This window comes from Nonomuraea sp. NPDC049378 (assembly GCF_055586745.1).
The window spans coordinates 238,823-255,041 of the sequence record NZ_JBVJHP010000002.1; the positions used below are offsets into that span (position 1 = coordinate 238,823).

General features: G+C 71.1%; 16 protein-coding genes. 7 read left to right on the plus strand and 9 right to left on the minus strand.

The window, feature by feature from the left end; translation table 11 throughout:
• Positions 1-86: 86 nt before the first annotated feature.
• Positions 87-1,886 (minus strand): alkyl/aryl-sulfatase, encoded by a 1,800-nt coding sequence (locus ACZ6SA_RS05950; protein WP_347649173.1) that lies wholly within the window; start codon positions 1,884-1,886, stop codon positions 87-89.
• A gap of 126 nt (positions 1,887-2,012) precedes the next feature.
• On the opposite strand from ACZ6SA_RS05950, the gene ACZ6SA_RS05955 reads away from it, so the two are divergent.
• Together ACZ6SA_RS05955 and ACZ6SA_RS05960 are read left to right on the plus strand one after the other, a co-directional pair.
• Positions 2,013-2,651 (plus strand): HAD family hydrolase, encoded by a 639-nt coding sequence (locus tag ACZ6SA_RS05955; protein ID WP_465826841.1) that lies wholly within the window; start codon positions 2,013-2,015, stop codon positions 2,649-2,651.
• 33 nt (positions 2,652-2,684) lie between these two features.
• A complete protein-coding gene (locus ACZ6SA_RS05960; protein WP_347649175.1) occupies positions 2,685-3,626 on the plus strand; it encodes a ribose-phosphate diphosphokinase in 942 nt (313 codons plus the stop codon).
• Between the two features lie 4 nt (positions 3,627-3,630).
• Here ACZ6SA_RS05960 and ACZ6SA_RS05965 read toward each other — a convergent pair whose 3' ends face one another.
• The 3 genes from ACZ6SA_RS05965 to ACZ6SA_RS05975 all read right to left on the minus strand — a co-directional run bounded on the left by ACZ6SA_RS05965 (position 3,631) and on the right by ACZ6SA_RS05975 (position 5,916).
• A complete protein-coding gene (locus ACZ6SA_RS05965; protein ID WP_347649176.1) occupies positions 3,631-4,125 on the minus strand; it encodes a hypothetical protein in 495 nt (164 codons plus the stop codon).
• A gap of 80 nt (positions 4,126-4,205) precedes the next feature.
• Positions 4,206-5,021, minus strand: coding sequence for an SDR family NAD(P)-dependent oxidoreductase (locus ACZ6SA_RS05970; protein WP_347649177.1), 816 nt, complete (start codon positions 5,019-5,021; stop codon positions 4,206-4,208).
• Between the two features lie 127 nt (positions 5,022-5,148).
• Positions 5,149-5,916, minus strand: a complete 768-nt coding sequence (locus tag ACZ6SA_RS05975) for an SDR family oxidoreductase (protein WP_347649178.1) — start codon at positions 5,914-5,916, stop codon at positions 5,149-5,151.
• A gap of 10 nt (positions 5,917-5,926) precedes the next feature.
• Between ACZ6SA_RS05975 and ACZ6SA_RS05980 the strand changes: the two genes are divergently transcribed.
• From ACZ6SA_RS05980 to ACZ6SA_RS06000, 5 genes are all read left to right on the plus strand, one after another.
• Positions 5,927-6,655 (plus strand): nucleotidyltransferase domain-containing protein, encoded by a 729-nt coding sequence (locus ACZ6SA_RS05980; protein WP_465826843.1) that lies wholly within the window; start codon positions 5,927-5,929, stop codon positions 6,653-6,655.
• A gap of 73 nt (positions 6,656-6,728) precedes the next feature.
• Positions 6,729-7,367 carry a maleylpyruvate isomerase N-terminal domain-containing protein gene (locus tag ACZ6SA_RS05985; protein WP_465826844.1) on the plus strand — a complete coding sequence of 213 codons (639 nt, stop codon included), beginning with the start codon at positions 6,729-6,731 and terminating at the stop codon, positions 7,365-7,367.
• Positions 7,368-7,548: 181 nt separating this feature from the next.
• Positions 7,549-8,373 carry an NmrA family NAD(P)-binding protein gene (locus ACZ6SA_RS05990; protein ID WP_465826845.1) on the plus strand — a complete coding sequence of 275 codons (825 nt, stop codon included), beginning with the start codon at positions 7,549-7,551 and terminating at the stop codon, positions 8,371-8,373.
• An 84-nt stretch (positions 8,374-8,457) separates the two neighbouring features.
• Entirely contained in the window at positions 8,458-9,591 is a 1,134-nt protein-coding gene (locus ACZ6SA_RS05995) for a sensor histidine kinase (protein ID WP_347649182.1), read from the plus strand.
• 22 nt (positions 9,592-9,613) lie between these two features.
• Positions 9,614-10,261, plus strand: a complete 648-nt coding sequence (locus ACZ6SA_RS06000) for a response regulator (RefSeq protein WP_465826847.1) — start codon at positions 9,614-9,616, stop codon at positions 10,259-10,261.
• A gap of 34 nt (positions 10,262-10,295) precedes the next feature.
• On the opposite strand, the gene ACZ6SA_RS06005 is transcribed toward ACZ6SA_RS06000, so the two are convergent.
• The 5 genes from ACZ6SA_RS06005 to ACZ6SA_RS06025 are packed head-to-tail and all read right to left on the minus strand — an operon-like array spanning position 10,296 to position 16,080.
• Complete coding sequence (locus ACZ6SA_RS06005) at positions 10,296-11,300, minus strand: ABC transporter ATP-binding protein (RefSeq protein WP_347649184.1); 1,005 nt, start codon at positions 11,298-11,300, stop codon at positions 10,296-10,298.
• Complete coding sequence (locus tag ACZ6SA_RS06010; protein WP_465826848.1) at positions 11,297-12,271, minus strand: ABC transporter ATP-binding protein; 975 nt, start codon at positions 12,269-12,271, stop codon at positions 11,297-11,299. The genes ACZ6SA_RS06005 and ACZ6SA_RS06010 overlap by 4 nt, the downstream gene beginning before the upstream one ends.
• A gap of 58 nt (positions 12,272-12,329) precedes the next feature.
• Positions 12,330-13,211 carry an ABC transporter permease gene (locus ACZ6SA_RS06015; RefSeq protein WP_465826850.1) on the minus strand — a complete coding sequence of 294 codons (882 nt, stop codon included), beginning with the start codon at positions 13,209-13,211 and terminating at the stop codon, positions 12,330-12,332.
• The gene (locus tag ACZ6SA_RS06020; RefSeq protein ID WP_465826851.1) at positions 13,208-14,263 is read right to left on the minus strand and encodes an ABC transporter permease; all 1,056 of its coding nucleotides are present in this window, start codon (positions 14,261-14,263) and stop codon (positions 13,208-13,210) included. The genes ACZ6SA_RS06015 and ACZ6SA_RS06020 overlap by 4 nt, the downstream gene beginning before the upstream one ends.
• Positions 14,260-16,080 (minus strand): ABC transporter substrate-binding protein, encoded by a 1,821-nt coding sequence (locus tag ACZ6SA_RS06025; RefSeq protein ID WP_347649188.1) that lies wholly within the window; start codon positions 16,078-16,080, stop codon positions 14,260-14,262. Before ACZ6SA_RS06025 ends, ACZ6SA_RS06020 begins: the two co-directional genes overlap by 4 nt.
• Between the last annotated feature and the right edge of the window lie 139 nt (positions 16,081-16,219).

Consider the following 16,219-nt stretch of genomic DNA (forward strand, 5'->3'; position numbering starts at 1 on the left):
GGGAGGCGTCCGCAGTGAACCCGGTGAGATGCCCTACGCGGCCGTGGGGCGCGGGTGGGCCGGGTCTAGCTCGCGAGGAGTCCCGGTCAGGCCGTCACGATGGCGAAGTCCGGCACCGGCCGGTCCAGTACGGCGACCAGCCGCTGCAGCGCCGCCGTGTTGCCCTCGCGTTCGACCCCTTCGACGCCCTTGCCCGCCAGCAACCCCACGAGCTGCTCCTTCGTCAGCCGCAGGGTCAGGTCGGCGGCGGCGTCGCGCGGGTCGCGCTGCTGGACGAGCACGCCGTTGCTCAACGTCGTACGGTGGCGCTCCCCCAGGTCGGTCAGGTGCCAGTCGATGGCCAGCCGCTCGTGCCAGGCGCGCGGCCCGTCGACGCGGATGGCGATGGAGTCGAAGATCTGCTCGACGCTCAGCGCGGCGAGCAGATCAGGAGAGGTGACGTCCATGGTGGCGGGCACGATGCCGTCGCCCAGCTCCAGGGCGCCCATGAGGTAGAAGTTGCGCCAGGTGGCGTTCTCGGCCCCGTGGCCCAGCCTCGTGTAGACCTCGGCGAGCAGATCCCGAGCCTCCTTGTTGCCCTCGTCGGCGAAGACCGCGTGGTTGAGCAGCTGGGCGGCGAAGCGCAGGTCGTTCTCGCCGATGTAGCGCCGGGCGAACTCCACCACGCCGGCGGCGCCCCCCAGGCACTCGACGTAGCGGATGGCGCTCTCCCTGGGCGGATGCTCCCACAGGTGGGCCGGGTTCCCGTCGAACCAGCCCAGGTAGCGCTGGTAGACGGCCCTGACGTTGTGGGAGACCGAGCCGTGATAGCCGTGGGTGTGCCAGGCCTGCTCCAGCTGGGGCGGCATGGTCATGGCCTCGGCGATCTCGGGGCCCGTCAGGCCCTTGTTGATCAGGCGCAGCGTCTGGTCGTGCAGGTAGGCGTACATGTCGCGCTGCTGCTCCAGGAAGCGCACGATGGCCTCGCCGCCCCAGGTGGGCCAGTGGTGCGAGGCGAAGGCGACGTCGGCCCGGTCGGCGAACAGGGAGACCGCCTCGGTCAGGTAGCGCGCCCACGCGCGGGCGTCGCGCACCGCGGCGCCGCGCAGGGACAGCAGGTTGTGCTGGTTGTGGGTGGCGTTCTCGGCCAGGCAGAGGGCGCGGTGGTCGGGCAGGAGCAGGTTCATCTCCGCGGGAGCCTGGGCGCCCGGCGTGAGGTGGAAGATCATGCGGATGCCGTCGACCGTCTCCTCCTGGCCGGTACGCGTGAGGTCCAGCGTGGGCGGGATGAGCGACACGGTGCCCGTCGAGGCGGTCATGCCGAGGCCGCAGCCGATCTGCCCCTCGGGTGAGCGGGGCAGCGCCCGGCCGTACAGGTAGACGGCGCGGCGGGTCATCGCGTGGCCCGCGTAGACCCGTTCGGACGCGGCGTGCTCCAGGAACCCGGCCGGGGCCAGGATCGGCACGCCGCCGTCGGTCACGCCGCGCACGCCGCCGAAGTGGTCGACGTGCGTGTGGGTGTAGATGACGCCGGTGACCGGGCGGTCGCCGCGGTGGGCGCGGTACAACTTCAGCGCCGCGGCGGCGCACTCTGTGGAGATCAGCGGATCGATCACGACGACGCCCCGATCGCCCTCGACCAGCGTCATGTTCGACAGGTCCAGGCCGCGCACCTGGTAGACGCCGCTGGTGACCTCGTACAGTCCCTGCCTGGCGCAGAGCCGGCTCTGCCTCCAGAGGCCGGGATGGGCCGTCTCCGGGCAGTCCTCCTGGAGGAAGTCGTAGGAGTCGCCGTCCCAGACGACCCGGCCGTCCGCCGTTCTGACCACCGCCGGGCTGAGCTTCGCGATGAAGCCGCGGTCGGCGTCCGCGAAGTCGCCCTGGTCGTGAAGTGGAAGGTCTGCCATGCCGTGTGGCATGCCCGGGAATCACTCCCCATAGCTCAACAGACTTCCCTAATAGCATGAATCTCGGGCAATAAGGACATATGACAGCAGAGCCTCGCCGGTCGCCATTCGCGTATTCTCGCGGTCGTGAGAGCTTGCGTGTTCGACCTCGATGGCGTGCTGGTGGACTCCGAGCCCGTGTGGGAGGAGGTGCGCCGGACGTTCGTGGCCGAGCACGGCGGCGCCTGGCAGCCGGACACGCAGGCCAGGCTCATGGGCATGAGCACCGCCGAGTGGGCCGCCTACCTGAACGAGCTCGGAGTGCGCAGGCCGCCCGCCGAGATCGCCCGCGGCGTCGTCGACCAGATGGCCGCCCGCTACCGCGACGGGGTGCCGCTGCTGCCGGGGGCGGTGGAGGCGGTGCGGCGCCTGGCCGAGCGCAACACGCTGGGGCTGGCCAGCTCGTCCCCGCGCACGCTGATCGACGTGGTGCTGGACGCGGCCGGCCTGAAGGAGTGTTTCGCCGCCACCGTGTCCACCGAGGAGGTCGCGCGCGGCAAGCCCGCCCCCGACGGCTACCTGGAGGCGGCCCGGCGGCTGGGCGTCGACCCCCGCGGCTGCGTGGCGGTCGAGGACTCCAGCAACGGGCTGCGCTCCGCCCACGCCGCCGGCATGCACGTGATCGCCGTACCCCACCCGCGCTACCCGCCGGCGCCCGACGCGCTCGCCCTGGCCTGGCGCGTCCTGCCCAATCTCGACGCGCTCACCCCCGAGCTGCTCTCATGAACGCCGGGGCGGGGTTGCTAAGCTCACGGAATCGTGCGAGACATAACGGTTTTCAGCGGCAGCGCCCACCCCGAGCTCGCGGAGGAGATCTGTGCCCACCTGGGCACTCCCCTGCACCCCGTCCAGGTTCACCGGTTCGCCAACGACGTGCTCGAAGTGCAGTTGCAGGCCAACTGCCGCGAGCGTGACGTCTTCCTCATCCAGCCGCTCGTCCCGCCGACGCAGGAGAACCTCGTCGAGCTGCTGCTGATGCTCGACGCCGCCCGCGGCGCCTCCGCCGCCCGGACCACCGTCGTCATGCCCCACTACGCCTACGCGCGCAGCGACAAGAAGGACGCCCCCCGCATCTCCATCGGCGGCCGGCTGGTCGCCGACCTGATGGTGTCCGCCGGGGCCAGCCGGGTGCTGGCGATGACGCTGCACTCGCCGCAGGTGCACGGCTTCTTCAGCGTCCCCGTCGACCACCTGCACGCCCTGCGCGAGCTGGCCGCCCACTTCCGCCGGTACGACCTGTCCAACACGGTCGTCGTCTCCCCCGACCTCGGCAACGCCAAGGAGGCCGCCGCCTTCGCCCGCCTGCTCGGCGCCGACGTCGCCATGGGCGCCAAACAGCGCTTCAGCGACGACCGCGTGGTGATCAGTTCCGTGATCGGCGAGGTGGCCGGCAAGGACGTGATCATCCTGGACGACGAGATCGCCAAGGGCTCCACGGTCATCGAGCTCCTCGACCGGCTGCGCGAGCGGGGCGTCAGATCGGTCCGCGTGGCCTGCACGCACGGGCTGTTCTCGGCCGGAGCGCTGGAACGGCTGGGTGCGCTGCCGGAGGTCGAGGAGATCGTCTGCACCAACACCGTGCCGCCGCCCAAGCCCTGCGACAAGCTCACCGTCCTGTCGATCGCGCCCGCCCTGGCCGAGGCCATGCGCCGCATCCACGACGGCGAGTCGGTGAGCGCGCTCTTCGACACCGGCCCGTGAGAGCTCACCTGAGCACCGGGCGGTCGACCGCGGGGGCTCCCGCCCCGCGGAAGACGCGGGCTCTGATCGTGGCGACGAGCAGGGCGAGGATGGGAATCACGGCCACGAACATGCCGTAGGCGGGAGTGAGGGCTTCGGGGGTGACGTTGTTCGTCTCACCCGGATCCCATAAGGAGATCGCGACGGGAATCACCGCGGTCACGACACCCGTCAGCGACGCCAACCCGAAATAGTGCGGCTTCGCGGCGCCGAACCACGCGGCGAGCGTCGTCGCGACGCACATCATCAACATCAGGACGGGTAGGGCACGATCATGCTCTTCCCATCCGGCGAGGGCGAGATCCACCAGCGAGCGCGCCGTGGCGAGCCTTTTCATCCCGACGTCTTCATACGTGACGGCCCAGGGAAGGGCCGTCGCGAACAACATCGAGACGCCGATGGCGACTCCCCACACCGCCTGCTCGACTCTGCGCTGCAGGAGACTCTGGTCGCTGTGCATGTGCCTGACGGTAGGCATCGGCGCTTCACGTTCGATGTAGGCGAAGGCCGGTGCGCCCCCAGCCGGCCGGGGGTCACCGCTCAGAACATCCTGATGGTCTGAGCGGTGACCTTCCTGCCCTGGTGGGAGGCCAGGAAAGTGATGACCTCGGCGACGTCTTCGGGCTGGGCCACCTCGCGCAGCACGCCGCTCTGCGCGACCAGCTTCTCCACCTCCGCGTTGACCCAGCCGGTGTCGGTCACGGGCGGATAGACCATGTTGGCCGTGATGCCGTACGCGCCCAGCTCGTGCGCGGCCGACATCGTGTAGTTCTCCTGGGCCGCCTTGGCCGCGCCGTAGGAGACCTCGGTCGGGAAGCCGTCGGGGCCGCCTGAGGTGAGGCCCACGATGCGGCCCCAGGTCGCGCCGCGCTCGACGTGGCGCCGGGCGAACTCCGAGATGAGCAGCGCGGGTGCGCGCACGTCGACCGCGAACTGCCGCTCGTGCGTCTCGGCGTCCACCGGCCGCAGCGGGCGCCCGATGGCGTCACGGCCCGCCGGAGAGAAGGTGTCGCTCAGCCAGCCGCTGGCGTTGTTGACCAGGATCTCCACCGGGCCGAATGCCTTCTCCACCTGGTCGAACAGGACCTTCGGGGTCCGCGGGTCGGCCAGGTCGGCCTCGGCGGCCTCCGCGGTGCCGCCCGCCTCCCGGATGCGCCGCAGCACCTCGCCGGCGTCGGAGCCGCGGGCCTGGTCGTACGCGGGTGGAGTGGCCGGATCGTTCAGGGGGGCGAGCCGTTTGTAGGTGAGGAAGACGGCGACGCCCTCGGCGGCCAGCGCGACCGCGGTGGCGGCGCCTATGCCCTGGTTGGCGCCGGTGATCAGCGCGACCCTCCCTGCGAGGCGTGGATCGATCATGTCGCCATCATGCCCGCGGCGGCCGGACGGGCGCCAAGCTTTTTCCGGCGGTGCGCACCGGCTGCGCCCCCGCCGGGACACCGCCGGCCTGGGACGATGCTCATCAGCGAACCGGCCGTTGACCCCCTCAGCCGAAGCCGCCGTTGCTCATGAGCACCTGGCCGTTGATCCACTGGCCCTGCTCCGAGCAGAGGAAGTCGACGAGGTGCGCGGTGTCCTGGGGCGTGCCGAGACGGTCGAGCGGCGTCTGGCGTACGCACTGCTCGCGGACCTCGTCCGGCATCCACCCGGTGTCCACCGGCCCGGGGTTGACCACGTTGGCGCTGACGCCGAGGTGGGCCAGCTCGTGCGCGGCCGCCAGCGTGATGCGGTCGAGGGCGCCCTTGCTCGCGCCGTAGGGCAGGTTGCCGACGGTGTGGTCGCTGGTGAGGGCGACGATCCGGCCGGTTCCGTGGGTGCCGCGGAAACGCAGGCCGTATTCGCGGATCAGCAGCCAGGTGGCCCGCGCGTTCACCGCGAAGTGCCGGTCGAAGCTCTCCACGGTGGTGTCGAGCAGGCCCGAGGCGACCGACTCGCAGTGACACATGACCAGCGCGGTGACGTTGCCCAGCGCCTGCTCCGCCTCGTCGAAGATCCTGGCTGGGGTGGTCACGTCGGAGAGATCCGCCTCGATCGCCACCGAGGCCGCGCCGGTGTCCGCGAGGGCCGCGGTGATCGTGCCGGTCGCGCCCGGCTCGACGCCCCAGGCCATGCGCTCGTCGTAGGGGGACCAGTGGGAGAAGGCGATGTCCCAGCCCGACGCCGCCAGCCGCCGGGCGATCCCCGCCCCGATGCCGACGGTGCGGCCCACACCTGTGATCAGCGCGACCTTTCCTGCCCGCCGTGAATGGATCATAGTGGCCATCATGCACGCAGCGACCGAACGCCTGCTGAAGGATTTTCTCGACCGGATCGGACCTGCCGTCCCCTTGGTCGCGCTCTGGGCGCACGGCTCGCTCGGGGCCGGCGACTACCGTCCTGGCCGCAGCGACCTCGACCTGGTCGCGGTGCTCGACTCGCCCGTGACGATGCAGCAGTGGCGCGACATCAAGGCCGTGCACCGCTCGCTCGACCAGCCGCTCGCCGGCCTGCTGCACTGCTCGTACATGCCCCGGCAGGAGCTGGACGATCTCGCTGCCGAGCATGTGACGTGGGCGCACGAGCGCATCTTCCGCCGTCCCGTCACCGCCGTCACGCGGCGCGAGCTGCACACGGCGCCCCTGCGGCTGTACGGCCCGCCGCCCGGCGAGGTGCTGCCGCCGGTGTCGGACGCGGAGCTGGAGGCGTTCATCCGGTCGGACCTGCGTGACTTCTGGCTGGCCAAGACCCGGGCGCGGCGGCGCTGGCTGCAGGAGGTCTGGGTGGACCTGGGCGTGCTGACGGTCGCCAGGGCCACGGTGACCCTGCGGGAGGGTCGCCTGATCAGCAAGCGGGAGGCTCTGGAGGTGGCGGCCGGGCTGGGAGCGCCGGAGACCGTGGTGGCCGACATCCGCGCCCGCAGGTACGGCGCCCCGCCTCCGGTCCTGAGCCGGTTCAGGAGGGCACGGCTGGCGCGGGCGTTCGTCAGGTCGGCGATCAGGAAGGCCCTGGCCTGAGGATGGCCATATCCGCCGCGTGGTGAACGGATAGTGTTGGCGCGTACCACCTGATTTGGGGAAAGGGCGGCAAATGGGGGAGAGCAGGCAGTCCTATCTGGTGGCCGCGACGTCGGCGGTGTCGCTCCTGCGCCACCCCGCCGTGGGCGCGTCGTGGGACAAGCCGAGCGCGCTGACGGAGTTCGGCGTCGCGGGACTGGCCGGGCACCTGGCTCACCAGCTCGTCAGGGTAGGTGACGTGCTTCCCGCGGACGGCGAGGTCCAGGAACCCGTCGACCTCATCGAGCACTTTTCGCGCTCTCCGTGGGTGCAGGCCGGCCTCGACCACGAGAGCAACGTGGGCATCAGGCGCGGCGGCGAGGCGGCCGCGGCCTGCGGGGCCGCGGCGCTGGCGGACAAGGCCCAGGCGCTGCTCGACCACCTGAGCGCCGCGCTGCCCGCCGAGCCGGCCGACCGGGTGGTGCTGCTGCCCTGGGCCGGCTGGTGCCTGCGGCTGGACGACTTCCTGCTCACCCGGCTGGTGGAGCTGGTCGTGCACTCCGACGACCTTGCGGCCAGCGTCGGCGTGGACACGCCCGAACTGCCGCCGGCCGTCATCGAGCCCGTCGTGGACCTGCTGGCCCGCCTGGCCGTGCACCGCCACGGAGCCACCGCGGTCATCCGCACCCTGAGCCGGGCCGAGCGCGCACCGGCGGCGATAAGCGCCTTCTGACCGAGGTCGGCACGAGCCTGTGGCCCCGGCACGCCGGCAACCGGCATGCCGGGGCCGTTGCCGTCGGTGCTGACGATGCGGAACCCGACTTCGTCGGCGCGCCGACGGCAGCGTATTGGAATGAATCATTCCGTTCTGTTAGCATAAGAGCAGAACGTTCCGTTCCGTCGAAGGGGTTCACATGACCATGCTCGTCACCGGGGCCACCGGGACCGTCGGCCGTCACGTCGTCGAGGAGCTCCTCGAAGCCGGCCGGCAGGTTCGGGCCCTCACCAGGAACCCCGCCAAGGCCGCACTCCCCGAAGGGGTCGAGGTCGTCGCCGGAGACCTCGCCGATCCCCGCTCCCTGGGCGGCGTCTTCGACGGCGTCACCGGCGTGCACTTCATCAACTTCGCGGGCGACGACTACGCCGCCCTGCTCGACGGCGCCGAGCTCGTCGCCCTGGCCGCCAAGGCGGGCGTACGGCGGGCCACGGTGCTCGGCGGACGCGAGGACGGCACCCTGGAGCAGGCACTCGCCGCGAGCGACCTGGAGTGGACGCTGCTCAACCCGGTCGAGTTCATGTCCAACACGCTGCAGTGGTGGGCCCGCTCTGTCAGGACGGAAGGCGTCGTCAAGGAGCCGTTCGGCGACCGGCTGAGCGCGCTGGTGCACGAGCGCGACATCGCCGCCGTGGCCGCGAAGGTGCTGGCCGAAGGGGGACACGGCGGTAAGGCGTACACGCTGACGGGCCCTGAGGCGATCACGGCCAAGGAGAAGGCGGCGATCCTGGGGTCCGCGATCGGCAAGGACGTCACGTTCGTGGAGCTGACGGCCGACGAGGCCAGGGCGAAGTGGGCCGCGGACGGCATGGGCGAGCAGACCATCGCGTTCCTGATCGACGCGCTCGGCAACACCCCCGAGATCGGCTACACGGTGGTGCCGACCGTGCGCGAGATCACCGGCCGGGAGGCGCGTGGCTTCGCTCAGTGGGCCTCGGAGAACGCCGACGCCTTCCGCGAGTGATCCACACCCTCCCCGCGCCGGTGCAGGCGGAACTTACTACTTTCGTCGTCATTCATCCCGCCTAACACCTCCTACGCTGTGGATATGCGGTTCGTCCTGCTCGGTTGTGGTGTGTTCGCGGCCTCACTGCTCGTGGTGCACGGGCAGGTGGGGGTGCCGTCGAACCTGCCCCTCCCGGTGCTGGCCGCGATCGCCGCCGCCGCGGGCGTGGCCGCCTGGCAGGTCAGGCGGTCCTGGTGGCCGCTGGCCGTCGTGGGGGCCGTCGGGTACGCCTGGCTGGTGATGTGGCCGCCGCTGATGGTCGCGTCCTACTACGCGGGTCTCACGCTGAGCAGGAGCCGCGGCATAGCCGCCTACCTCGGCGGCTGCCTGGCGGTGTGCGGGATCTCCGCGCTGGTCGGCGAGTGGCAGGACGGCCCTCACCGGCTCGCCACCGCGAGCCCGGCCAACGCGGTGGCCACGGCGCTGGCCGTGATCGGGCTGCCGCTGGCGCTCGGCCTCTGGGTACGCGCCCGCCGCGAGGTCCTGGAAGCGGCCAGGGAGCGGGCCGAGCGGCTGGAACGCGAGCAGGTCATGCGCGCCGAGCAGGCCAGGGCGCAGGAGCGGGCCAGGATCGCCAGGGAGATGCACGACGTGGTCGCGCACCGGGTCTCGCTCATCGTCCTGCACGCGGGGGCGATGGAGATGCGTGCGGCCGACGACGACACCGCCCGGTCGGCCGCCATGATCGCGGGGATCGGGCGGGAGGCGCTGGCCAACCTGCGCGACGTGCTCGGCGTTCTGCGCTCGCCTCCGCACGAGCTGCTGGGCGAGGACACCGGCGGCGCGCGCCGGCCGCCGCCCACGCTGGACGACCTCGACCGGCTGCTCGACCAGAGCCGTGCCCTGGGCATCGCGGTGACCAGGCACGACGAGGGCGAGACGCGGCCGGTGGAGGCGAGCGTGGAGCGGACGGCGTACCGCGTGGTCCAGGAGGCGCTCACCAACGTGCACAAGCACGCGGGGAACGCCGGCGCGGACGTGCGCATCCGCTTCAGGACCGACGCGCTGGAGGTGGAGGTGAGCAACGAGGCGCCGCGCGCGCCGCACGAGGAGCTGCCCGGCGCGGGCTGGGGCCTGATCGGGCTGCGGGAACGTGTCGAGCTGCTCGGCGGCACCCTGCGCGCCAACGCCCAGGACGGCGGCGGCTTCCTGGTGAGCGCCAGGATCCCGGCATGACCCGCGGCACATGGAGGTTCCGGTGATCCGGGTGCTCATCGTGGACGACGAGGAGCTCGTACGGTCGGGATTGCGGCTGATCCTGGAGGCCGCCGGCGACATCGCGATCGCCGGCGAGGCGCGCGACGGCGCCGAGGCCGTGGCGGCGGCGCGGCGGCTGCGGCCCGAGGTGGTGCTGATGGACGTGCGCATGCCCGGCATGGACGGCCTGACCGCCGCCGCCCGGCTGCTGGCCGTGCCCGACCCGCCCAAGCTGGTCATGCTGACGACGTTCGACCTGGACGAGTACGTGCACGAGGCGCTCCGCCTGGGCGCGGTCGGGTTCCTGCTCAAGGACACCCCGCCGAGGGAGCTGGCAGCCGCCGTGCGTACGGTCGCGGGCGGCCAGGCCATGCTGTCCCCGTCGGTGACCAAGCGACTGCTGGCGTCGTACGTGGATCGTGCCCCTTCACGTGCCGAGGCCGCGCGCAGGCAGCTCGCCGGGCTCACCGGGCGGGAGGAGGACGTGGTCAGGGCCGTGGCCCGCGGACTGTCCAACGCCGAGATCGGCCGCGAGCTGCGCCTGACGGAGGCCACGGTGAAGGCGCACGTGAGCCGGCTGCTGGCCAAGCTGGGCCTGGCCAACCGGGTCCAGGCCGCCATCCTGGTCCACGACGCCGACCTCGGCTAGAGCCGCGTGCCGGTCCACGCGCGCCCGGCCGTGGCTAGCCGGCGACGTTCGCGTAGTGGCAGGCGGCCTGGGCCCCGGGCACGGCCGGCAGGATGTCGAGGAGCTCCGAGCGGCACCTGCCGTCGACCCCCGCCTCGGCCGCCTTGCCGGAGGCGAGCACCTGGCAGCGGACGTGGAAGCGGCAGCCGCCGGGGATCCTGGTCGGGTCGGGCGGCTCGCCGGTCAGCACCACCCGCTCCGGCGACTCCGGCAGCACCGACATCAGGGCCTGCGTGTACGGGTGGCGCGGCGCGGTCAGCACCTGTTCGACGGGTCCCGACTCGACGATCCTGCCGAGGTACATGACCGCGACCCGGTCGGCGATGTTCCAGGCCAGCCCCAGGTCGTGGGTGACGACCAGCGCCGACAGGCCGAGGTCCTCCCTGAGTTTGAGCATCAGGGCGAGGATCTCGCCGCGTACGGAGGCGTCCAGCGAGGCGACCGGCTCGTCGGCGACCAGCACCTGCGGGTTGAGCGCGAGGGCCCCGGCGATCACCACGCGCTGCCGCTGGCCGCCGGAGAGCTCGTGCGGGTAGCGCAGGAAGAACCGCTCGGGCGGCCGCAGCCCGGCCCTGGACAGCGCGGAGGCGACGACGCTCTCCTCGTCGGCCAGGCCGTGGATGCGCGGCCCTTCAGCCACCGCCTCGTAGACGGTGTGCCGGGGGTTGAGCGAGCCCGTCGGGTCCTGCAGGACGAGCTGCACCTGCCTGCGGTAGGCCTTGAGCGCCTTGGAGCCGTAGTCGAGCGCCGTGCCGCCGTAGCGGACCTCGCCCGAGGTGGGCCGTTCGAGGCCGAGCAGGGTGCGGGCCAGCGTGGTCTTGCCGCAGCCGGACTCGCCGACGAGGGCCACGATCTCGCCCTCGCCGATCGACAGGTTGACGCCGTCGACCGCGCGGGCGCGGCGGCCGCGCGCGACGAACTCCACGTGCAGGTCGCGGGCCTCCAGCAGGCTCTGCCCCGCGGTCAAGACCTTCTCCTTCGTGGTCTGCGTCTCCGTCATGACGCCTCCTCCTTCGCCCTGACGTGGACGCAGGCGGCCGTGCGGCGCTCGCCGGCCGGCCACAGCTCCACGTCGAGGGTGGCGCACTCGTCGAGCGCGACCGGGCAGCGTGGATGGAACGAGCAGCCGGTCGGGAGCTGCATCGGGTCCGGCGGGTCGCCGCCGAGGCCCTTCGGCGCCAGCCGCGCGGCCGGGTCGCCCACCGTCGGGAACGCCGCCGCCAGCGCCTTGCTGTAGGGGTGCTTGGCGTCGTGGAACACCTCGCCCGACGGGCCCTGCTCGACGATGCGGCCCGCGTACATGACCGCGAGCCGGTCGCACACGTCGGCCAGGACGGACAGGTCGTGCGAGATCATGATGAGCGAGATGCCGTGCTCGGCGACCAGGTCCTTGATCAGGGTCAGCACCTGGGCCTGCACCATGACGTCGAGCGCGGTGGTCGGCTCGTCGGCGATGATCAGGCGGGGCGAGCAGGCCAGGGCCATCGCGATCATCACGCGCTGCCGCTGCCCGCCCGACAGCTCGTGCGGGTAGCTGCGGGCCCGCCAGGTGGGCAGGCCGACCTGGTCGAGCAGCTCGGCCACGCGCTTGCGGGCCGCCTCGGGCCTGGCCTGGCCGTGGACCAGCAGCGGCTCGGCGACCTGGTCGCCGATCCTGCGCACCGGGTTGAGCCCGTGTTGCGCGCCCTGGAACACGATCGAGGCCTCGGCCCAGCGTACGGCCCGCATGCGGCCCCACTTCATGGTGAGCACGTCCTCGCCGTCGAGCAGGATCCGGCCACCGACGCGGGCGTCCCGCGGCAGCAGCCGCAGCAGCGCCATGGCCAGCGTCGACTTGCCGGACCCCGACTCGCCGGCGACTCCGAGCGCCGCTCCGGGGTCGAGCGTCAGCGACACCCCGCGTACGGCCGGCACCTCGCCGGAGGCGATGCGGTAGGTCACCGAGACGTCGTCGAGTTCGAGGAGACTCATGCGGCCTCCCCCGTCGGCCGCCGGACTGCCGTGTCCATGGTTCGTTCGCTCCGCTCTCTCACGAAGCCCTCCTCAGCCGGGGGTTGAGCACGGCCTCCAGGGCCCGGCCGACCAGGGTGAACGCCATGACGACGGCGAGGATGGCCAGACCGGGGATGAGGATGTACCACCAGGCGCCCTCGTTGGCCGCGCCGAAGTCGTACGAGCCGCGCAGCATGGTCCCCCACGAGGTCTTGTTGGCGCTGGCGCCGAGGAAGGCCAGCGTCGACTCGGTCACGATGGCGCTGGCCACCTCCAGCGTGGTGCTGGCCAGCAGCAGCGGCGCCACGTTGGGCAGCACGTGGCGGGTCGTGATGTGCCAGTGGCCGGCTCCGAGCGCCTTGGAGCGCTCGATGTACGGCCTGGACTCCACGGCCAGCGTCTGCGCCCTGATCAGCCGGGCGGTCGACGGCCAGGTGGTGATGCCGATGGCCATGATGATCGTGAACGTGCTGCCGCCCAGGATGGCCGCCAGCACGAGGGCGGTGACCAGCGAGGGCAGGACGAGGAACCAGTCGGTGACGCGCATGAGCACGGCGCCGAGCCAGCCGCGGAAGTGGCCGGCGGCGATGCCGACGACCATGCCGATGACGATGCTCAGCAGGGCGGCGAGGAAGCCGATGAGCAGCGACGTGCGCGAGCCCCACCAGACCATCAGCAGGATGGAGCGGCCGGACTCGTCGGTGCCGAACGGGAACGCCAGGCTGGGCGCGTCGAAGTCGTCGCCGGGGGCGTCGACGACGCTGGTCACGCTCTCGTCGATGAACAGCGGCGCGATCAGCGCGAGCACCACGGCGACGACGAGCACGACCACGCCGGCGACGCCGGCCCGGTGGCTGCGGAAATCGGCCAGGAAGCGGCTCAGCGCCTGCCGCCTGCGGGTCGTGGCGACACTGGTCATGCCGACCTCACTCTCGGGTCGAGCATGTGGTAGACCACGTCGGCCAGCGTGTTCATGACGATGACCGCCACCGTGATCAGCAGGAACGTGCCCTGCATGAGCGTGAAGTCGGGCACGCTGATCGCTTCGTAGAACAGCTGGCCGAGCCCCGGCCAGGTGTAGATCGTCTCGACGGTGACCGCGCCGCCGACCACGAACCCGACACGCATGAACACGAGCGTCACCGTGGGCAGCAGGGCGTTGGGCACGGCGTGGCGGCGGCGTACGTCGTCGTCGCGCAACCCCTTGGCCCTGGCCACGGTCACGTAGTCCTGGCCGACCTCCTCCAGCAGCGACGAGCGCATGACCAGGAGGTACTGGGCGTAGACCACGGCGACCAGCGTCAGGCACGGGAGCACCATGTGGGAGGCCACGTCGAGCACGTAGGCGAACCCGTCGGGCGCGTCCACGCTCTCGATGCCGCGGAACGGGAAGATGCCGGGGATCGGCCCGATGCCCACCCCGAAGACCATCATGAGCAGCAGCCCGAGCCAGAACGTCGGCACCGACCACAGCACCAGGGACGTGCCGGTGGAGAAGCGGTCGAACGTGCTGCCGCTGCGCCAGCCGGCCCGCGTGCCCTGCCAGATGCCGAGGCTGACCGCGATGACCAGGCCCGTTCCCGCGAGCAGCAGGGTCGGGCCGAGCCGCTCGCCGATCAGGTCGAGGACGGGCCGCTTGTACTCGTACGACATGCCGAGGTCGAGGCGGAGGGTGTCGCCGACGAACTTGAAGAACTGCTCGATCAGCGGCTTGTCCAGGCCGAGGCGGCTGCGTTCGAGGTCGAGCTGCGCCGGGGTCATGTTGCGGCCCTGCGCCAGGCTGCGTACGGGGTCGCCGGGCAACATCCGGAACAGGAAGAACGTGCCGACGATCACCATGGCGATGCTGAACAGCGCCCCACCGGCCTTCGACAGCGCGTAGCGCAGCGTGCCGCCGCGGGTGGGGCGCTCGTCACCAGGGCCCGCCGCCTGCGCGGCGGCGGGCTCTGCCGCTTCGAGCGGAGCGGTCATTCGCGCTCGTCTGCGACGCTCTTGCGCCGCCTGCTCAGGAGGAAGCCGCCCACTCCGATGACCACCACGGCGCCGACGACACCGGCGATGATGCCGGTGTTCGATCCGCCGCCGCCGTCGCCGGCGGCGGCTCCCGCCCCCGTGGCCTTGACGTCGACGGTGTAGAACGGCCAGTAGCCGCTGCCGCCGTAGAGCAGGCCCTTGTCCTCGGGGATGGGGGTGATGCTGGTGATCCGGTCCTTGCGGTAGCCCTCGAGGTCGTTCGTGTAGTAGATCGCGATGACCGGGGCGTCGGTGTAGAGGCGCTCCTGCATCTGCTTGATGATCTCGGCCCGCTTGGGCCGGTCGAGCTCCGTCAGCTGCTCCTTGTAGAGCTTCTCGAAGGTCTCGTCACAGTAGAACGACTCGGTGCCGCCGCCCTCGCCGTCCTTGGTGGGCCGGCGCGAGCACAGGTGCGTGGCCAGCACCTCCTCGGGGTCGGGGTTGACCGACCAGCCGCTGATCGCGATGTCGAACAGGCCGGTGTAGCCCGTCTCCTCCGTGAACTTGCTGGATTCGAGCTTCTTGGTGGTCAGCGTGATGCCGATCTCCTTGAAGAAGCCGGTCAGGTATTCGGCGAGCTTGTCCTCGAGCGGGGTGTCGGTGTGGATGCTGAAGCGGAACTCCAGCTTGCGGTCACCGTCGGGCATCGTGCGGACGCCGTCGGAGCCCTTCTTGTAGCCGGCGTCGTCGAGGATCTGGTTGGCCTTGGCCGGGTCGTAGGTGACCTTGGTGTCGCCGGTGGCCTCCCAGAAGAAGTCCTTGTACATCGGCGGCACGATCGAGCCGTCGGCGGGCTTGGCCAGGCCGTCCCACACCTCGTCGACCAGCTTCTGCTTGTCGATGGCGTAGTGCAGCGCCTGGCGCACCTTGACGTCCTTCAGCGCGGGGTGGCCGTCGCCGAGGGGCTTGTCGTCGGTGGTGGTGGCGCCGTGGTTGATCTGCAGGTAGCTGGCCCGCCGGCCGTCGGTGTTCCACGCCTCGATGTTGGGGTCGTTCTGGATGGCCTTGAACTCCGGCGGGTCCAGCCGGCCGATCAGGTCGATCTCGCCCTTCTGCAGCGCGGCGATCGCGGCCTGCGGGTTGTCGTAGAAGATGACCTGCAGCTCGTCGACCTTGGCCTTGCCCCGCCAGTAGTTGGGGTTGGCCTGCAGCTTGACGTACTGGTCCTTCTTGTGCTCGGTCGCGAAGTACGGGCCGCTGCTCACCGTGGGGTACGTCTCGGCGTCGTGGTTGGCCATGTCGGTGACCGACTCCCAGACGTGCTTGGGCACGATCGGGACGGGGTTCTCCAGCATGGACGCCTGCGGCGACTTGAGCTTGATCGTCAGCTCCTGGCCGTTGGCCGTGACGCTCTCGAAGTTCTCCACGGCCGGGCCGTTGGCGGTCTTGGCCGCCTCGTCCGTCATGATCTTGTTGAACGTCCAGGCGGCGTCCTCGGCCGTGATCGGCTTGCCGTCGGACCACTTGGCCTCACGGATCTTGAACGTCCACGTGAGCCCGTCCTCCGAGGCCTCCCACGACTCGGCCAGGTCGGCGCTGGGCTGGAGCGTCTTTGAGTCGGGGACCGTGAGGAAGCCGTACATCCAGCGGTGGATCGACGTGGAGACCAGGCGGACCGCCAGGAACGGGTTCATGGAGTCCATGGACTGCGTGGCGCCGACGCGAACGATCTTCTTCCCCGCCGTCGGTTCCTGGGCAAGGGCCGTTGTCGTGCCCTGGCCTGCTACTAATAGCGCGACGCCCAGCGCAGCCAGGCGTGCGACCCATTTCCTCATACGTGCCTCACCTTCAGGCGGGGGGTTCCTGTGTAGAGAAAGGCACACCATACGGAGACCGTGTGTCAACGCGTGGCGGAAAATTGTTTCATCTTCGTTTCCTTCAGCGGTGTAAATTTTCAACCGGCTTTGCACACCC

What these genes read in the sequence shown, in the direction of transcription:
- ACZ6SA_RS05965 (WP_347649176.1), bottom strand. Translation starts at nt 4,125, where the DNA reads ATGCACAGCGACCAGAGTCTCCTGCAGCGCAGAGTCGAGCAGGCGGTG.
- ACZ6SA_RS06025 (WP_347649188.1), bottom strand. Translation starts at nt 16,080, where the DNA reads ATGAGGAAATGGGTCGCACGCCTGGCTGCGCTGGGCGTCGCGCTATTA.
- ACZ6SA_RS05995 (WP_347649182.1), top strand. Translation starts at nt 8,458, where the DNA reads ATGCGGTTCGTCCTGCTCGGTTGTGGTGTGTTCGCGGCCTCACTGCTC.
- ACZ6SA_RS05980 (WP_465826843.1), top strand. Translation starts at nt 5,927, where the DNA reads ATGCACGCAGCGACCGAACGCCTGCTGAAGGATTTTCTCGACCGGATC.
- ACZ6SA_RS06015 (WP_465826850.1), bottom strand. Translation starts at nt 13,211, where the DNA reads ATGACCAGTGTCGCCACGACCCGCAGGCGGCAGGCGCTGAGCCGCTTC.
- ACZ6SA_RS05970 (WP_347649177.1), bottom strand. Translation starts at nt 5,021, where the DNA reads ATGATCGATCCACGCCTCGCAGGGAGGGTCGCGCTGATCACCGGCGCC.
- ACZ6SA_RS06020 (WP_465826851.1), bottom strand. Translation starts at nt 14,263, where the DNA reads ATGACCGCTCCGCTCGAAGCGGCAGAGCCCGCCGCCGCGCAGGCGGCG.
- ACZ6SA_RS05985 (WP_465826844.1), top strand. Translation starts at nt 6,729, where the DNA reads ATGGGGGAGAGCAGGCAGTCCTATCTGGTGGCCGCGACGTCGGCGGTG.
- ACZ6SA_RS05950 (WP_347649173.1), bottom strand. Translation starts at nt 1,886, where the DNA reads ATGGCAGACCTTCCACTTCACGACCAGGGCGACTTCGCGGACGCCGAC.
- ACZ6SA_RS06010 (WP_465826848.1), bottom strand. Translation starts at nt 12,271, where the DNA reads ATGAGTCTCCTCGAACTCGACGACGTCTCGGTGACCTACCGCATCGCC.
- ACZ6SA_RS05990 (WP_465826845.1), top strand. Translation starts at nt 7,549, where the DNA reads ATGACCATGCTCGTCACCGGGGCCACCGGGACCGTCGGCCGTCACGTC.
- ACZ6SA_RS05975 (WP_347649178.1), bottom strand. Translation starts at nt 5,916, where the DNA reads ATGATCCATTCACGGCGGGCAGGAAAGGTCGCGCTGATCACAGGTGTG.
- ACZ6SA_RS06005 (WP_347649184.1), bottom strand. Translation starts at nt 11,300, where the DNA reads ATGACGGAGACGCAGACCACGAAGGAGAAGGTCTTGACCGCGGGGCAG.